We start from the raw sequence: 15,880 nt of genomic DNA, 5'->3' as shown, positions 1-15,880 counted from the left end.
AGCGAAGCTTGCTCGCGATGGGCGTCAACGATAACGCGTGCTGCCTGAATGATCGCGTTGTCCAGGCGTTCTTCGCGAGCAAGCATCGCTCCTACAGAGAACCTCCACTCGGCCTCTCGAGGGTGCGAACACCGCGAAAAGCCAAAGCGAGGCGGCCTGACAGCCGACCTGATTTTCTCGGATGTACCAGTTCCCCTGTGGGAGCTGGCTTGCCAGCGAAGACGGCGGCACAGTCAACATCAATATTGACTGACAGCCCGCTTTCGCTGCGATGCGGCGACCCGACAAGCCAGCTCCTACAGGGGCCGTGTGTTTTGGGTGGACGGCAGCAGGATCGTCAGTATTCCCAATAGCGGCAGATAAGAGCACAGGGCGTACACGTACTCGATGCCATGAAGGTCCGCCAGGTGCCCGAGCAGCGCAGCCCCGATACCGCCGAAGCCGAACATCAGCCCGAAGAACACACCCGCGATCATGCCGACATTGGCCGGTACCAGTTCCTGGGCGAAGACCACGATGGCGGAGAATGCCGAGGCGAGGATGAAGCCGATGACCATGCTCACTACGCCGGTCCAGAACAGATCGACGTAGGGCAGGGCCAGGGTGAAGGGGGCTGCGCCGAGGATGGAGAACCAGATCACTTTCTTGCGACCGATCCTGTCACCGATGGGGCCGCCAAAGAAGGTTCCCGCTGCAACCGAGCCGAGAAACAGGAACAGGTACAACTGGGAGCTGGCGACTGACAGGTCGAACTTCTCGATCAGGTAGAAGGTGAAGTAGCTGGTGAAGCTCGCCATGTAGAAATACTTGGAGAACACCAGCAGCGCCAGCACCACCAGGGCAAAGGTCACACGTTCTTTCGACAGACCGTGGGTGGCCTGGCTACCCTGCTTGAGCTTGAACAGGTTGAGGTGACTGCGGTACCAGCGACTGAGGCCAAACAGGATCAGGATGGCGAATACCGCGAACAGGCCGAACCAGGCCACATGGCCTTGACCGTAGGGAATGATGATGGCCGCCGCCAGCAAGGGACCGAAGGCACTGCCGGCGTTGCCGCCGACCTGGAAGGTCGACTGTGCGAGACCGAAGCGGCCACCCGAGGCGAGGCGTGCCACCCGTGAGGTTTCCGGGTGAAAGGTCGAGGAGCCGATGCCCACCAGGGCCGAGGCCACGAGTATCGCCGGGAAGCTGCCGACAAAGGCCAGCATCAGGATGCCGACCAAGGTGCAGACCATCCCGGCCGGCAGCAGCCAGGGCTTGGGATGACGGTCTGTGTGGTAGCCAATCCATGGTTGCAGCAGCGAAGCGGTGAGCTGGAAGGTCAATGTGATCAGGCCGACCTGGGTGAAGGTCAGGCCGTAGTTGGCCTTGAGCATGGGGTAGATCGAAGGCAGCACGGCCTGGATCAGGTCATTGATCAGGTGGGCCAGGGCGCAGGCACCGATCACACGCATGACCAAAGGGCTGGTCTGGCTGGCCACCGCGGCGGTAGCGGAAGGGGTCGTCATTGAGGACATCGCACATCATCCAGGCTGGAGAAAGGGGGGCATTGCATCTACCTGGCGCTATGCTAGATTTCGCGAAATTGCCTGTCTCGCGCAATTCGGGCAGCTACTTTCGCAAAAGAGGCATCATGGTCAAGCCACTGGAAACCTTTCTGGTCGAGATGGATGAAGTGACCTGGGCGGTCTGCACCAGTGCGACCGATTACCCGGAAAACTGGTTCATCGAACCCCATAGCCACGCCAAGCATCAGTTGATCTATGCCGTCGAGGGCGTGATGGTCGTGCACTCGGGGTTGCACCAGTGGACAGTACCGCCGAGCCGGGGGATCTGGATGCCCAGCGGGCATGTGCACTCGATACGCTGCGTCGGCGCGTTGAAGATGCGCAGCGTCTTCGTGCGGCCGGACCAATTCCCGCAGCTGCCGGATGAAACCCGGGCCGTGAGCATTTCGGCGCTGCTGAGCGAGTTGATCAAGACATCCGTGAACATCGCGGTGCCGGTTGACGAGGATTCCCGCGAAGCCAGGATCATGCGTTTGATCGTGGACGAACTCACCCTCCTGCCGACCTTGCCATTGCACCTGCCGCAACCGGCGGATCAACGTATTCAGGCGATCTGTTCGGCCCTGCAACAGGACCCGGGGGATGGTTCAACGCTGTCGGACTGGAGCGACCGGCTGGACCTGGATGCCAAGACCATCCAGCGCCTGTTTCACAAGGAAACCGGCATGACCTTCGGCCAGTGGCGTCAACAGGCCCGGCTGCTGCTGGCGTTGGAGCGTATTGCCGTCGGCGAGAAAATCATCGACGTGGCGGGAGCGCTGGGTTACGACAGCCCCAGTGCGTTCACCACCATGTTCAAAAAGCAGTTCGGGACAACGCCCAGCCATTTTTTCAAGTGACGGGCAAATCCAGCTCGATCACCAGCGCATCGTTAAACTCGGGGTTCTCGTTCACGCCATTTTTCGCATAACCCCGGGGGTTGCAAACCACGCGGGTATTGCCCACCCGATAGTCGAAACTGCCATGGGTATGGCCATGCAGCCACAGCGCCGGTTGCCACTTCTTGATCCGCTCTTCGAGGTCCGAAACGAAACTCGAGTTGATCGGCGAACCGGCAAACATCGGGCTAATGCTCGACCGGGCCGGCGCGTAATGGGAAATCACCACCGTCGGCGTCGTACTGTCCCGGCGGAAACAGTCATCCAGCCAGGCGACGGTCTGCAAGAAAATCAGTTGGGACACCGCCGGGGTGAACAGGTCGGGAAAGTCCGGTGAAATCCTGATGTGGCTGAAGTCGCGAATGAGCTGTGTCGCCAGATCGATGCCCTGGGCCCGTTCCTGCGCATCGTCGAACAGACGATAGTCCGACCACAGGGTGCATCCCAGGAAACGCACGCCGTCGTGGACATGTTCCGAGCGTTCCAGAATGTGGATCCCTGTGCCCTGGGACAAGCTGTTCAACTGCTCGTAGGTCGAGACCAGGTCGCTGCCATAGAACTCGTGGTTGCCGGCCACGTACAGGATCGGAGCCGGGCAGGCCCTGGCCCACTCGATGGCCCTGGCCGGCCGGGCAATATCGCCGGCCAGCACGACGATATCGGCCTCCACCTCGGGAAACGCTATCGCGTTGACGGACAAGTGGATATCGGACAGCAAGGCGATGCGCATGGATCAATTCCTGTCGGTGTTGAATGACGAGCTGCTCAACGAATAGATCGCACCAAAATGGATTCGTCAATTTGATCGATGGACGTGACGCCGGTCAGGGTCATGGCCACGCGCATTTCCTTGGCGAATATATCCAGCATGTTCTCCACCCCGCGCTGGCCGTCGGCGGCCAGGGCGTAGGCCATCGAGCGGCCCAGCAAGACACCTTTCGCCCCCAGCGCCAGCATGCGCACTACGTCCAGCCCCGAGCGGATGCCCGAGTCGACCAGCACGCTCAAATCATTGCCGATCGCCTGCATGATCGGCGGCAGCGCCTTGGCGGTAGACAGCACGCCGTCCAGCTGCCGGCCGCCGTGGTTGGACACGACAATCCCGTCTGCACCGAAGCTGACCGCGTCGCGGGCATCCTCAGGATCGAGAATGCCCTTGATGATCATCGGGCCTTTCCAGAATTCACGAATCCACTCCAGATCGCTCCAGCTGATCGAGGGATCGAAATTGTTGGCCAGCCAGCCCATGTAGTCCTCGAGGGTGACGGCTTTGCCCAGGTATTTGGAGATATTGCCCAAGTCGTGTGGACGCCCCATCACGCCGACGTTGAAGGCCCAATCGGGACGGGTCATGGCCTGGAGTACACGACGTGACGAGGCGAACGGACCGGACATGCCCGAGTGCGCGTCCCGGTAGCGGGCGCCGGGGGTGGGCATGTCGACGGTGAACACCAGGTTGCGAACCCCGGCGGCTTGCGCCCGCTCAAGCGCGTTGCGCATGAAGCCGCGGTCCTTCAGCACATAGAGTTGGAACCAGATCGGTTGCTGGGTGTTGGCCACGACTTCCTCGATCGAACACACCGACACGGTCGACAGGCACAACGGGATCCCTTTGTTCTGCGCCGCCTTGACCGCCTGCACTTCGCCACGGCGGGCGAACATCCCGGTCAGCCCTACCGGCGCCAGCACGATGGGCATCGACAGCCGCTGGTTGAAGAGGGTGGTGTCCAGGCTCAGGGTTTCGACGTTCTTCAGGATGCGCTGGCGCAGGCTGACCCCGCTCAAATCCGCGCTGTTGGCCCGCAGCGTATGCTCTGCATAAGCTCCACCATCGATGTAGTCGAATAAAAAACGGGGGAGTTTGCGACGTGCCGCTTCGCGGTAGTCCGATGCAGAGGAAATGATCATAGAGGGCAGGCCTTGATCCGGTGAGTGAGGGCTGGGCTGTCGAGTCCTGGCGTCAGGTTAGCGCATGGGATCTGTGTTGCGCTTGTTTCCCTGGAGCGAGCAACGGTGTTCTGCGTCAAGTCGATCCCGGCTCACACGGCTTTTGATATCTACCACGGCACAATCTGACAACCCTTGATCGCTGGACTACGCTGCGTTTTGTTAACCCTGTCCTCAACCTGTGACATAAGGAACTGACACATGCGGAGCAGGTTGCCTGCCTTGTCGATGGTCGTTTTCAGCCTGTTCTGGTCAATGCTGCTATGGGCCGGGGACGCTGTGAAACCGATCGAAGAACCCGTCGAATTGAAAGTGGCCAACCGCAGCATCATGGTGTTCCGCGCCACGCTGCTCGGTGAAGCGCCGGTTTCGCGGGTCAAGCGGGCGAAAGCAGTGATCGGCGAAACCCTGGATGAGGACGGCGAGCCTGTTGTCACCCTTGACCCGATCCACGACAGTTATCTGGTGCTGTTGGGGGCCAGGCGCGCCTTTATCGTGGCGCCCGATGATGTCGACAGCGTGGACTTTGCCTCGGTGCAGGAGGCCGCGCAAAGCGCGGCTGAACACTTGCGCCAGGTGGTGGCGGAAACCCGGGAGGCGCGGAACCTGAAGCTGATGCTTCGCTCACTACTCGCTGTGGCCATCGCCACGACTGTGTACGTTGCGCTGCTCTGGGGCGTGGCTTATTTGCGAGGCCGATTGCTCAAGCGATTGCCCGAATTGATGGATCGGCACACTCGGGCGTTGAAAGTCGGGCGGGTACAGGTCATTGAAGCCAATTACCTGTACCCCTTGGTCATCCGCCTGTTTTGGCTGCTGCGATGGCTGGCCTTGCTGCTGCTCACGTATGAGTGGCTGGGTTTTGTCCTGTCGCGTTTTCCCTACACCCGGCCCTGGGGTGAAAGCCTCAACAATTACCTGTTCGAGGTGGTCAGCTACTTGTTTCAGGCCATCGTCGGCGCCATACCCGGGCTGGGTGTGGCCCTGGCGATCTTTTTCATCGCCCGTGGCGCCACGGCGTTCAGTCGCCGTGTGCTCAGACGTATGGCGACGCCGGGAACCTTTACGTGGCTCAACCGTGAAACCCTGCAGCCTACCCAGCGCCTCACGTCCCTGGCGATCTGGCTGTTCGCGCTGGCAATGGCGTACCCGTATCTGCCCGGCGCGGGTACCGATGCCTTCAAAGGCCTGTCCGTGCTGATCGGCCTGATGATTTCGCTGGGTGCCACCAGCGTGGTGGGGCAGGCCGCCGCCGGGCTGATCCTGACGTACACCCGAACCTTGCGTCCCGGTGAGTTCGTGCGCATCGGCGAATACGAAGGCACGGTCACCGAACTGGGCATGTTCACCACCAGCATCCGCACCGGTCTGGGGGAAGTGCTGACCTTGCCCAATTCGATGATCACCGGCACGGTCACCAAGAATTACTCCCGCACGGTGCAGGGCCCTGGCTATGTGGTGGATACGGTGGTGACCATCGGCTACGACACGCCGTGGCGCCAGGTGGAGGCCATGTTGCTGGAAGCCGCCAGGCGCACGCCGGGTGTGCTCGAAGAACCGCCGGCGCAGGTATTCCAGACCGCGCTGTCCGATTTTTATCCCGAATATCGCCTGGTGGCGCAGGCCATCCCCAGCCAACCCCGGCCCCGTGCCGTGCTGCTGAGCATGCTGCACGCCAATATCCAGGACGTCTTCAACGAATACGGTGTGCAAATCATGTCGCCGCACTACCTGGGCGATCCCGAGAAAGACAAGCGGGTGCCGAAAGACAAATGGTTTACGGCCCCGGCCGAGGAACCCCGGGATGTGCGCCAGCGTTGAGGGCAGAAAACCGCCAACAGCCACCAGTGGATGGAGCGTTGGAAAATGAGAGCTAAGCTTTCTTCTGTCGGGCTTATTGAGCAGGTCGGGCTTTGCGTCCAGGGTGTAAATCCGCCTTCATCGGTCACCACACCGTTACAACAGCCTGCCTGATCAGAGGGCAGACGAAGGCACTATCACTCCACTGCGTTCTATTTAGCGTTAGCCCTTCATAACCGCCTCGGAGGGGAGCCAATGAAACGCTTCGCAATGCTCATCGCGATCTCTTTGCTGACCACTGCTTGTTCGAGCACAACTGAGTACGGCATCACCCGAATGGATAATTGTGTCTGCTATAAGTCGCCCGGGGGACAACCCATGCAAGCATCGCAAGTGGCATCGAAAGACCCCGAAACGTTGCAGAAAGAGTTCTCCCATTGCGTTTGCCGAGCCTTGATTGATCTGAAGAAGGTCGATGATCCCACTAAGTTTTTCGTGCCCGGAACCGAAATAAGAACGGAGCTGAAATAAAACGAGTGTTGTGCTCCAACAGAGCGAGAATAGCGGCGCGGTGAATGGATCATCGGGCGAGATTCACCTTGCCTGCCATGGCCTCTTCGCTGGCAAGCCAGCTCCTGCGGGATGCACCCCATTTTAAAGAGGCACTACCCCCCGATGCCGTCGGACATTACCCATTCCAGCTTCTGCAACTGGGTGCGCTTCAAGCACCTGGTGCTGATCGACACCCTGGCACGCACGCGCAACATGCACACCACCGCCATCCAGATGAACCTCAGCCAGCCCGCCTTGAGCAAGATGCTGCGTGATCTGGAGGAGCAGTTCGGCTTTGCCCTGTTCCAGCGCCTGCCACGCAGCATGCCGCCCACGGAGCTTGGCGAGTACGTGGTGCGCTATGCCCAGGGGGCGCTGGCCGATTCACACACCTTCGTCGATCAGGTCAACCGGCTGCGCAAGGGCGGCCATGGCTTTCTCAAGGTGGGCGGGATTTTTGCGGCCACTTCGGTGGTGCTGCCCCAGGCCATCGCCGCGATCAAGGCACGCAGCCCTTTGCTGTCGATTGAGGTGGTGGAGCAGTCCAGCGACCACCTGCTGGCCATGCTGGAGCAGAACAAGCTCGACCTGATGATCGGCCGTTTTACCGAAGAGCGTTACAGCCAGGCCTTTGACTTCCAGCCGTTGGAGCCCGAGCCCTTCAGCCTGGTGGTCAACAGCCGTCATCCACTGAACGAGCTGGACTGTACGCCGCTTGAAGCGCTGGGCCAGTGGCCGTGGGTGCTGTACCCGATTGGGACGCCCATCCGCGATCGTCTGGAGCTGGCATTCAAGGCCGCCGGCATTGCTTCCCCGGCAGATAGCGTCAATACCATCTCGATGCAGATGTTCCTGCAATTGCTGCAATCGGGGCCGATGATCGCCATGTTGCCCAGGTCCATGGTGGCTGCGCAGCTCGACAGTGGCCTGCTCAAGGAGCTGCAGAGCCCGCTGCGGCTGGCTCCGCTGGAGTACGGCATCATCACCCGCAAGGACGAACCCCTGAGCGGTTCCGCCCGGGAATTCGCCGACATCCTGCTCGATTTCGCGCGCCAGCGCCGGGAGGAGGGCGTGGCGATTGATTAATTAAGGTCACTCGATCAGGCCATTCGATAACGCCAGGTTATCGGTTGATCGGATCATCTCATTGGGAATGTCAGGGCTGGCTCCTTACAGTTATCGCAGATTCGCCCTTCACGGAAGGGGCGGCGCCATAACAAGAAGTCAGCCGTACTGCCCTGAGAGGTCCCATGCAACTGATTGCCAGAACTCGGACCGGCGACACTGCCGTGATTCGCCTCAACCCCCTGGACAACGTACTGATTGCACGGCAGGCCCTGCCAGAGGGGCTGAGCCTGGAAGCGGAAGCGATCACCGTGCGCCAGCCGATCCCTTCCGGGCACAAAGTCGCCACCCGGCGCGTGGAGCAGGGCCAACCCTTGCGCCGGTATGGACAAATCATCGGTTTCGCTTCGCAACCCATCGAAGCCGGCGACCACGTGCATGTGCACAACGTGGAGATGGGCGACTTTGCCCGTGACTACGCCTTCGGCGTCGATGCCCACACCCTCCCCGGTAGTGAAGCGGTGTTCCAGGGCATCGTACGTGCCGATGGCCGCGTCGCGACCCGCAACTACGTCGGCATTCTCACGTCGGTGAATTGTTCGGCGACCGTGGCCCGGGCCGTGGCCGATCATTTTCGCCGGGATATCCACCCCGAAGCATTGGCTGCCTTCCCGAACATCGACGGTGTGGTGGCGCTGACCCACGGCGCCGGCTGCGCAGTGGACCCCGGCGGCGAGGCCTTGGGCCTATTGCGCCGCACCCTCGGTGGTTACGCCGTACACCCTAACTTCGCGGCGGTACTGATCATCGGCCTGGGCTGTGAAACCAACCAGATCGAGAGCCTGCTCGAGACCCAGGGGCTTGAGGCCAGCGACCAGTTGCGCGCCTTCACGATCCAGGGCATCGGCGGCACGTCGAAAACCATCGCCAGCGGCATTGAACAGGTCAAGGCCTTGCTGCCCAAGGCCAACCAGGTGCAGCGCGAGCCCGTCAGTGCCCGCCACCTGATCGTCGGCCTGCAATGCGGCGGCTCGGACGGGTACTCGGGCATCACCGCCAACCCGGCGCTGGGCAATGCCGTTGACCGTCTGGTGGCGGCGGGTGGTACCGCCATCCTCTCGGAAACCCCGGAGATCTACGGTGCCGAGCATTTGCTGACGCGCCGGGCCGTGAGCCGCGAGGTGGGGGAAAAGCTCATCGCGCGTATCCACTGGTGGGAAGACTACTGCCGGCGCATGAACGCTGAACTGAACAACAACCCCTCGGCCGGCAACAAGGCCGGTGGCCTGACCACCATCCTGGAGAAATCCCTGGGCGCCGTGGCCAAGGCCGGCTCCAGCAACCTGGTGGAGGTGTACCAGTACGCCGAAGCGGTTCGGGCCAAGGGGCTGGTGTTCATGGACACCCCGGGTTACGACCCGGTCTCGGCCACAGGGCAAGTCGCCGGCGGCGCCAACCTGATCGCCTTCACCACCGGCAGAGGCTCGGCCTACGGCTGTGCGCCGGCACCTTCGATCAAGCTGGCGACCAACAACCGGGTGTTCGAGCACCAGGAAGAAGACATGGACGTGAACTGCGGCGGCATCGCCGAGGGTTCCACCACTATTGAAGAGCGCGGCGCCTACATCTTCGAACAGATGTTGCGCATCGCTTCCGGCGAACGCAGCAAGAGCGAACAACACGGTTATGGGCAGAACGAGTTCGTGCCCTGGCAAATCGGTGCCGTGACCTGACCGGTCGATGGGCCAACACCGCACAGACCTTCAATGGATCACGGAGCAGCAAGCATGACTCACGCCAAACGCTACGCCGCATCAACGCTCACTACGTTCGTCGAGCAACTGTTCGAAAAAGCCGGGGCCGATGCCGAGGTCGCCCAGGTGGTGACCCGCGTACTGCTCGAAGGTGAGCTGCTGGGTCATCGTACCCACGGTCTCAACCTGGTGAGCCGCTACATCGGCGGCATGCTGAGCGGGCAGGTCAAGGCCAGTGCGCGGATGCTCGAGCAGGTCTCGGACAGCGGCATTTCGGCGTTGTTCGATGGCCACTATGTGCTCGGCCCTTATTGTGTCAGCCGCGCCCTGGATTGCGCGGCCAAAGGCGCCACGGCGCAGGGCATCGGTATCGCCGTGGTGCGCCGTGCCTCGCACATCGGTTGCCTGGCCGCTTACCTGAAACCCTTCACTGACCGTGGCCTGGTGGCCATGGTGTATTCCTCGGACCCGTCGGCGGGGCTGGTCTGCGCCCATGGCGGGATCGACCCGGTCTACACGCCCAACCCGATTGCCGCCGGTATTCCAACCCGCGGCGAGCCGATCCTGCTGGATGTGAGTATGTCCACCGTGACCCTGGGCCTGGTCGGCCAGTGCCGCGATGCCGGCAGCACCTTGCCGCACCCGGTGTTGATGAGCAACGAGGGCCGGTTGAGCGACGACCCGGCCGACTTTTTCACCACGCCGCCGGGCAGCATCCTGCCACTGGGTGGCCAGGCCTTCGGGCACAAGGGTTTTGCCCTGGCGATTCTGGTCGAGGCCCTGACTTCGGGATTGGCCGGTCATGGGCGCAAGGACGCTCCGGACCAGTGGGGTGCCTCGGCCACGGCCGTGGTGATTGACCCGCGCTTCTTCGGCGGGCTGGAGGCTTTCACCGACGAAAGTTCGTTCCTGAGCAAATTGATCCTGGCGAGCCGGCCGGTCGATCCCGGGCGCCCGGTGCGCTTGCCGGGCCAGGCGGGCCTGAAGCTGCGCGAACAAGCCCTGGGCGAAGGGGTGAGCCTGACGCAGAAGGTGGTCGATGAACTCAACCGGACTGCCGGGCAGTTGCAACTGCCCGCGCTTTCCTGACTTCCCTGTAGGCGCGAGCCTGCTCGCGAAGGACTTTAACGATAACGCGTATTTCCAGATGAAACGCGTCGCCCTCAGGTCCTTCGCGAGCAGGCTCGCTCCTACAAAAGCGAAAGCGAGCGTCGACATGACACACAACGACAACAAGAGTGCAGACATGACAAACGAATCGAAAGCACAAGCACCGCTGCGGTTGGGCCACCACGCCGCCGTATTCAATACCGGCAGTTGGGTCGGACGGGTCTGGCTGCCGGGGCAGGGGCCGGCCGTGGTGCTGGTCAAGGCGGGTGCCGTGCACGATATCAGCGCCCATGTAGCCACCGTCTCGGCCCTGCTTGAAGTGGCTGACCCGGTGGCGTACCTGCGTGCATTGCCCTTGGCCGAAGCCTTGATCGAGTTGCCCGCGTTGCTGGACAACAGCGACCCGAGCCTGCGCGACGAAAACCTGCCGTGGTTGCTGGCACCCATCGACCTGCAAGCGGTCAAGGCCGCTGGCGTGACGTTCGCCGCCAGCCTGCTGGAGCGCGTCGTCGAAGAACAGGCCAAGGGCGATCCGGCCAAGGCCGACGCGATCCGCGACACCCTGGCCAGCCGCATCGGTGCCGACCTGTCGCAAATCGTACCGGGTTCGGCCCAGGCCGAAGCCTTGCGCAAGGTATTGGTGGAGCAGGGCCTGTGGTCCCAGTATCTGGAAGTGGGCATCGGCCCGGACGCTGAAATCTTCACCAAGGCCCAGCCGCTGTCGGCGGTCGGTCATGGCGCCGACATCGGCATTCACCCCAAGTCGAGCTGGAACAACCCGGAACCGGAAGTGGTGCTGGCGGTGTCGAGCAACGGCACGGTACAGGGCGCCATGCTCGGCAACGACGTCAACCTGCGCGACTTCGAAGGGCGCAGTGCCTTGCTGTTGTCCAAGGCCAAGGACAACAACGCCTCGACCGCGCTGGGGCCATTGCTGCGTCTGTTCGACGAGACGTTCAACCTGGATGACGTGCGTCACGCGGAGGTGGATCTGCGTGTTGAAGGCCAGGACGGTTTCATCCTCGAGGGCCGCAGTTCCATGCGCCAGATCAGCCGCGACCCGCTCGACCTGGTCCAGCAGACACTCAATGAAAACCATCAATATCCCGACGGCCTGGTGCTGTTTCTCGGTACCCTGTTCGCCCCCAAGCAGGACCGCGACCAGCCGGGTAACGGTTTCACCCACAAGCCGGGCGATGTGGTGGCTATCAGCAACCCGCAGTTGGGTACATTGTGCAACCGTGTGACCACCAGCGACCAGGCGCCGCCGTGGGATTTCGGCCTGCGCTCGTTGATCGACAGCCTGAGCCGGCGCGGCCTGCTTGAGGCGGCGGTGACGGCACGCCAACCCTGATTTTTTGTCCCCTGTAGGAGCTGGCTTGCCAGCGAAAGCGTCCGTTCAGGCAATGACAGTGTCGACTGATCCACCGTCTTCGCTGGCGAGCCAGCTCCTACAGGGGGGATGCGTAGACCTGCAACCGCTTCAATAACAATAATAAAGGCCATCAGATGAACACACTGAAGAAGTATCAAAGCCTCACCGTTGTCTTCCTGCTGTTGATCGGCATCGTCAACTACCTGGACCGTAGTGCGCTGTCGATCGCCAATACCTCGATCCAGAAGGACATGATGATCAGCCCTTCGCAGATGGGCATTCTGTTGTCGGCCTTCTCCATCGCCTACGCCTTTGCGCAGTTGCCGATGGGCCTGATCATCGACCGCCTGGGCAGCAAGATCGCCCTGGGCGCCTCGTTGCTGGCCTGGTCGGTGGCTCAGTCGACGTTCGGCATGGTCAACAGCTTTGCCGGCTTCATGGGCCTGCGCGTCCTGCTGGGGATTGGCGAGGCACCGATGTTCCCCTCGGCGGCCAAGGCCCTGTCCGAATGGTTCGATGCCAACGAGCGCGGCACGCCGACCGGGATTGTCTGGTCATCGACCTGCCTGGGCCCATGCCTGGCGCCGCCCTTGCTGACACTGTTCATGGTCAACTTCGGCTGGCGCGGCATGTTCATCATCACCGGCGCGCTCGGTGTCATCCTGGCGTTGTGCTGGCTGACCTTCTACAAGAGCAAGGCGCAATACCTGGCCGAACTCGCGGCTGAAGGCAAGCCATTGCCCACCGAGAAAAAACCTCAGGTACAAGTGACCAACCCTCAAGCGCCGAAGGTGTCCTACTTTGCCGGCTGGCTCGACCTGTTCAAGCACCGCAGCACCTGGGGGGCGGTCCTGGGCTTCATGGGTGTGATCTACATGCTGTGGCTGCACTTGACCTGGTTGCCCGGTTACTTCGAGCGCGAGCACGGCATGAACCTGTACAAGACCGCGTGGCTGGTGTCGCTGGTCTATGGTTTCGGCGCGGTGGGCACCATCGTCGCCGGGCGCTTCTGCGACCTGCTGGTACGCCGTGGCAAAAGTGTTCTCGCCAGCCGCAAATTCGGCGTGATCACCGGCCTGGTGCTGGCGGCGCTATTCACCTTGCCACTGTCGTTTGTCACCGACCTGACCGGTTGCATCATCCTGCTGTGCCTGGCGCTGTTCAGCATCAACATGGCCAGCGCCACGGCCTGGATGATCGTCAATACCATCGTCGACAGCCGCCGGGTGGCTTCATTCGGATCGATCCAGAACTTCGGCGGCTACATCGCCGGCTCCGTCGCGCCGATCGTCACCGGCTTCAGCATCCAGTACTCGGGTTCGTTCAATACCGCGTTCATGATCAGTGCGGTGGTGGCGTTGTGTTCGGCCCTGGCGTACTTCCTGCTGCTCAACGCGCCAATCGGTTCTGCCGAGCCTGCACCTGAGCACATCGTCGGTGTGACCGAGTAAAGGCCCCGCGTCTTTGGCGACGGGAGAAGGGCGACGCAGCAAGCGTCGCCCCCTCCCTTTTTCTATTTCTGTGTAGCTGCTTGCGGGATGTCCCCGCAAAAGAGATCGACGTTGCCATCGGGCGGTGCGGATCGCACGACGATGGAGTAACCGCCGGACAGCAGAGTCGCCATGGGGACGGGTACGCTTCTGGAAAACGCCCAGCCCTTGATGGCCTGGCGCTCGGTGTTGACGCGATCGTTCATGGCGTAGGCGACCGGCCCGGGTTGTTGGCAGCTGCCCTTGTAGATGAAGCTGTAGATGCGCAACGGCAGCGAGGTGCCGTTGGGGATACCACTGATGAAGAAACTGAGTCCGGTTTGTTTGTCCCAATCAGCCAGCGTGACATTGCCGATCTCTCCGGCGTTTTGCCGGGTGGCATTCAAGGGGACCATTACCCCATGGCCCGATGAAGTGGTGCAGCCGTAGAGGCTCGCGGTGGCGGTTAGAATTGCGAGTGCATATCTGAACTTCATGCCAACCTCCTGAATTGAATAACTGCAATGGGAGATTAGTGGGTATAGCTCAAATCACTGCGAGCGAAAGCCGCCACCCGCCGCAAGGCAGGCGACGGCCGCTGTTCAAGGTTTGGCCTGGGCCTTGCTCTTCTCTTCGATCTTCGCATCCACCGCCGCGCGGATCTGGTCGATGCTGAAGCTGGCGGGCTTCTGGCTCGGCGGGAACTCGACAAAGGTTTGCAGGAACCTCGCGGCCTTGGCCACTCCGGCAGCCAGCAGGTAGGAGTTCTTCACGGTCCAGTCGTAATACTGGTCGGAGACACTGTCCGCCCGCTCGTACGGGTCCATGCGCAAGTTGAACAGTTTCGGCACGCGCAACGGCACGAACGGGCTGCTCCACACCGCAAAACCACCGGGTTCCCGTTGTTCGGCGAACACTACTTTCCAGTTGTCGTAACGCATGGACACCAGCACGCCATCGTCGTTGAAGTAGTAGAACTCGCGGCGATCGCCTTTTGGTTGCTTCCCGGTCAGGTACGGCAGTTGGTTGTAGCCATCCAGGTGCACCTTGAAGCTGGTACCGCCGGCTGTCGGTGACCATCCCTTGAGCAGCTTGTCCTTCACTTCGCTGTCGCCGGCCGCCGCCAGCAGGGTCGGGAACCAGTCCATGCCCGAGAACATCTCGTTGGAGACTTCGCCGGCCTTGATCTTGCCCGGCCAGCGCACGATGGCCGGCACCCGGTAGGCGCCTTCCCAGTTGGAGTTCTTCTCGTTACGGAACGGCGTGGTCGCCGCATCCGGCCAGGAGAATTGGTTGGGGCCGTTGTCAGTGGTGTAGACGACGATGGTGTTGTCGCTGATTTTCAGGTCGTCGAGGGTTTTCAGCAGTTTGCCGACGTCACCGTCGTGCTCCAGCATGCCATCGGCGTAATCGTTGCCCGGCATGCCGCTCTGGCCCTTCATCGACTCGCGCACGTGGGTGAACAGGTGCATGCGCGTGGTGTTCATCCAGACGAAGAACGGTTTATCCGCCTTGGCCTGCTTCTCGATGAACGCCTGCGCCGCAGCGGTGGTTTCGTCGTCGATGGTTTCCATGCGCTTGGTGGTCAACGCACCGGTGTCTTCGATCTTGCCGTCGGCGTAGCTGTGGATCACGCCGCGGGGCGTGCGGGATTTGACGAAGTCCGGGTCGTCTTTTGGCCAGTACGGACGCTCCGGTTCCTCTTCGGCGTTGAGGTGGTAGAGGTTGCCGAAGAACTCGTCGAAACCGTGGTTGGTCGGCAGGAACTCATCCTTGTCGCCGAGGTGGTTCTTGCCGAACTGGCCGGTGGCGTAGCCCTGGGATTTGAGGGCCTGGGCAATGGTGATGTCGCGTTTCTGAATGCCAATCGGCGCGCCGGGTACGCCAACCTTGGTCAGGCCGGTGCGCAGGGGAGACTGGCCAGTAATGAACGACGAACGCCCGGCGGTGCAGCTGTTTTCCGCGTAGTAATCGGTGAACAGCATGCCTTCATGGGCGATGCGGTCGATGTTCGGGGTCTTGTAGCCGACCACGCCCATGGAATAGGCGCTGATGTTGGTCTGGCCGATGTCATCGCCGAAGATCACCAGGATATTGGGTTTTTCGGCAGCGGCGGCGGTTGCCGAAATCGCCGCCAGGGCGAGTGCCGGCAGCCACTTGGTTATGCGAGTCATCTGACTGGCTCCTTGTTGTCGGGCGTCGCGAAGGGCGACGGTCCCATGTTCGAAGGACGCCAGCGACAACGCTCCACCCGGATCAGGTGGCGGATCACATATCCCCTGTAGGAGCGAGCCTGCTCGCGAAAAACGTCCAGATATCGCGATCATTCAGACAGGGCGCGTCATCGTTGGCGTCCATCACG

13 protein-coding genes are annotated in these 15,880 nt (G+C 61.6%); 8 read left to right on the top strand and 5 right to left on the bottom strand.

What is annotated here, in order from left to right; genetic code table 11:
• Positions 1–296: 296 nt before the first annotated feature.
• The gene (locus LAB08_RS17630; protein ID WP_096510499.1) at positions 297–1,517 is read right to left on the bottom strand and encodes an MFS transporter; all 1,221 of its coding nucleotides are present in this window, start codon (positions 1,515–1,517) and stop codon (positions 297–299) included.
• 116 nt (positions 1,518–1,633) lie between these two features.
• Here LAB08_RS17630 and LAB08_RS17625 point away from each other — a divergent pair, with 116 nt between their 5' ends.
• Entirely contained in the window at positions 1,634–2,407 is a 774-nt protein-coding gene (locus LAB08_RS17625; protein WP_096515339.1) for an AraC family transcriptional regulator, read from the top strand.
• On the opposite strand, the gene LAB08_RS17620 is transcribed toward LAB08_RS17625, so the two are convergent.
• Both LAB08_RS17620 and lldD read right to left on the bottom strand, forming a co-directional pair.
• The gene (locus LAB08_RS17620; RefSeq protein ID WP_096510500.1) at positions 2,400–3,176 is read right to left on the bottom strand and encodes a metallophosphoesterase; all 777 of its coding nucleotides are present in this window, start codon (positions 3,174–3,176) and stop codon (positions 2,400–2,402) included. The two genes, LAB08_RS17625 and LAB08_RS17620, sit on opposite strands and share 8 nt — an antisense overlap.
• Before the next feature lie 35 nt (positions 3,177–3,211).
• Positions 3,212–4,354, bottom strand: a complete 1,143-nt coding sequence (gene lldD / locus LAB08_RS17615; RefSeq protein WP_096510501.1) for an FMN-dependent L-lactate dehydrogenase LldD — start codon at positions 4,352–4,354, stop codon at positions 3,212–3,214.
• A 240-nt stretch (positions 4,355–4,594) separates the two neighbouring features.
• Between lldD and LAB08_RS17610 the strand changes: the two genes are divergently transcribed.
• The 7 genes from LAB08_RS17610 to LAB08_RS17580 all read left to right on the top strand — a co-directional run bounded on the left by LAB08_RS17610 (position 4,595) and on the right by LAB08_RS17580 (position 13,500).
• A complete protein-coding gene (locus tag LAB08_RS17610; RefSeq protein WP_096510502.1) occupies positions 4,595–6,214 on the top strand; it encodes a mechanosensitive ion channel family protein in 1,620 nt (539 codons plus the stop codon).
• 234 nt (positions 6,215–6,448) lie between these two features.
• Positions 6,449–6,724 carry a hypothetical protein gene (locus tag LAB08_RS17605; protein WP_096510503.1) on the top strand — a complete coding sequence of 92 codons (276 nt, stop codon included), beginning with the start codon at positions 6,449–6,451 and terminating at the stop codon, positions 6,722–6,724.
• 144 nt (positions 6,725–6,868) lie between these two features.
• On the top strand, positions 6,869–7,831 hold the full coding sequence (locus tag LAB08_RS17600) for a LysR family transcriptional regulator (protein ID WP_096510504.1): 963 nt from the start codon (positions 6,869–6,871) through the stop codon (positions 7,829–7,831).
• Between the two features lie 164 nt (positions 7,832–7,995).
• Positions 7,996–9,543, top strand: a complete 1,548-nt coding sequence (locus LAB08_RS17595) for a UxaA family hydrolase (RefSeq protein WP_096510505.1) — start codon at positions 7,996–7,998, stop codon at positions 9,541–9,543.
• Positions 9,544–9,597: 54 nt separating this feature from the next.
• The gene (locus LAB08_RS17590; RefSeq protein ID WP_096510506.1) at positions 9,598–10,653 is read left to right on the top strand and encodes an Ldh family oxidoreductase; all 1,056 of its coding nucleotides are present in this window, start codon (positions 9,598–9,600) and stop codon (positions 10,651–10,653) included.
• Between the two features lie 157 nt (positions 10,654–10,810).
• Positions 10,811–12,028 carry a fumarylacetoacetate hydrolase family protein gene (locus LAB08_RS17585; RefSeq protein WP_096510507.1) on the top strand — a complete coding sequence of 406 codons (1,218 nt, stop codon included), beginning with the start codon at positions 10,811–10,813 and terminating at the stop codon, positions 12,026–12,028.
• 155 nt (positions 12,029–12,183) lie between these two features.
• Positions 12,184–13,500, top strand: coding sequence for an MFS transporter (locus LAB08_RS17580; RefSeq protein ID WP_096510508.1), 1,317 nt, complete (start codon positions 12,184–12,186; stop codon positions 13,498–13,500).
• A 62-nt stretch (positions 13,501–13,562) separates the two neighbouring features.
• Here the strand turns inward: LAB08_RS17580 and LAB08_RS17575 are convergent, their stop codons facing one another.
• A complete protein-coding gene (locus tag LAB08_RS17575) occupies positions 13,563–14,015 on the bottom strand; it encodes a hypothetical protein (protein ID WP_096510509.1) in 453 nt (150 codons plus the stop codon).
• 105 nt (positions 14,016–14,120) lie between these two features.
• On the bottom strand, positions 14,121–15,692 hold the full coding sequence (locus tag LAB08_RS17570; protein ID WP_096510510.1) for an arylsulfatase: 1,572 nt from the start codon (positions 15,690–15,692) through the stop codon (positions 14,121–14,123).
• Positions 15,693–15,880: the final 188 nt, after the last annotated feature.

Origin of the sequence: Pseudomonas izuensis (assembly GCF_002356535.2) — a bacterium.
GTDB lineage: Bacteria > Pseudomonadota > Gammaproteobacteria > Pseudomonadales > Pseudomonadaceae > Aquipseudomonas > Aquipseudomonas izuensis.
This window is presented reverse-complemented; position numbering and strand designations above follow the sequence as displayed.